The 1,059-nt window shown below is 68.1% G+C and carries 2 protein-coding genes; both read right to left on the reverse strand.

The window, feature by feature from the left end; genetic code table 11:
• Positions 1 to 186: 186 nt before the first annotated feature.
• Positions 187 to 510, reverse strand: coding sequence for a hypothetical protein (locus VR45_RS21265; RefSeq protein ID WP_052709248.1), 324 nt, complete (start codon positions 508 to 510; stop codon positions 187 to 189).
• Between the two features lie 50 nt (positions 511 to 560).
• The coding region (locus tag VR45_RS42525) for an SMI1/KNR4 family protein (RefSeq protein ID WP_199925973.1) at positions 561 to 1,059 on the reverse strand (499 nt) is incomplete at its 5' end.

Here is a 1,059-nt window from a genome sequence, read left to right on the forward strand (position 1 = left end):
CGGCCAAGAACCGGTTGGAGTGCCCGCAGTTCGTGGGCCCGCGGGTGCTGCCCGGTTCGGGCGTGACAGCCTGGTACACACCTTGATGCTCACCTTGGAAGGCTCTCCCGGACACCTTGGAGAGGCACCCGCGGCTCGCTCCGGAAACCTTGGAAGCCAGGCAAGAACCGCAGACATCGCACGGGGTTAACGCGTCAAGTTGGCGTCGTGGTCGTCGGGGTTTCCCCAGCGCTGCCAGAGGACGTGGTGCCAGTCGTCGGCGTCGGGTCCTGGTCGTGGGATGTCGGGAGTTGGACCGGGGGCGGTCTCGATCAGGTGCAGCAGGGTCCAGGCGACGCCAAAGCAGTCGTCCGGGCCGAAGCATGCGGCAAGTGCGGCTGCTTCCGTAGCTGTCACCGGTCGGGGGATGGCTTCGAGTTGGCCATGGCGACGGTCGACCGCCTCTTCGTCGTCGGTGTCCCAGTCAGGGAGCTGGCCGTCGGCGACGAACGCCTGCACTTCTGGTCTCATCCGCGAATGATCGACCGCTGTGGCTGGCTGGGGCAAGGTGGTCCGGCTGGTCATGCGGCGGTGGGTTGCCAGGTGAGATCCTGTGCGCCGTCGATTGTGGCGGAGCTGGGTTCCTGGGAGCCGCCGAGGGTTGCGTGGCTCAATAGCGCTGGCGTGCCGCCCTCCAACGCCTGGGCGATGTCCTGGAGCATCGAGGTGACGGAGGTCCACTGGGGGATGTCCAGGGTCCAGGTCTCGTGGTCCCAGAGGAGCACCGCGCCGTGGGTGTCGCCGGGTCGCATGTCGACGATCAGTCCGTCGCCGCCGGGGCTCAGCGCGATCGGCATGAACTCGCGAAGGTAGCGGGTCTCGGGCCGGCCGTTTTCGTCGAACGAGTCGCCTTCCTGCTGGGCGACCAGGAGCCAGATCGCGTGGGTCTCCAAGGCCTCGTCCAGCGAGACGGGGGCGAACGCCTCCGGAATCCAGTGGTCCGAGCTGACATTGGGCAGCAGCCACCAGGCCCGCAGGTCGGCGGGCAGGGGCTGGCCGAGGTCGGCCTCGAACGCGTCC

The organism is Streptomyces sp. NRRL S-495 (genome assembly GCF_000966955.1).
Lineage (GTDB): Bacteria > Actinomycetota > Actinomycetes > Streptomycetales > Streptomycetaceae > Kitasatospora > Kitasatospora purpeofusca.

Coding starts and splice junctions, on each gene's coding strand:
- VR45_RS21265 (WP_052709248.1), bottom strand. CDS start 510: ATGAGACCAGAAGTGCAGGCGTTCGTCGCCGACGGCCAGCTCCCTGAC.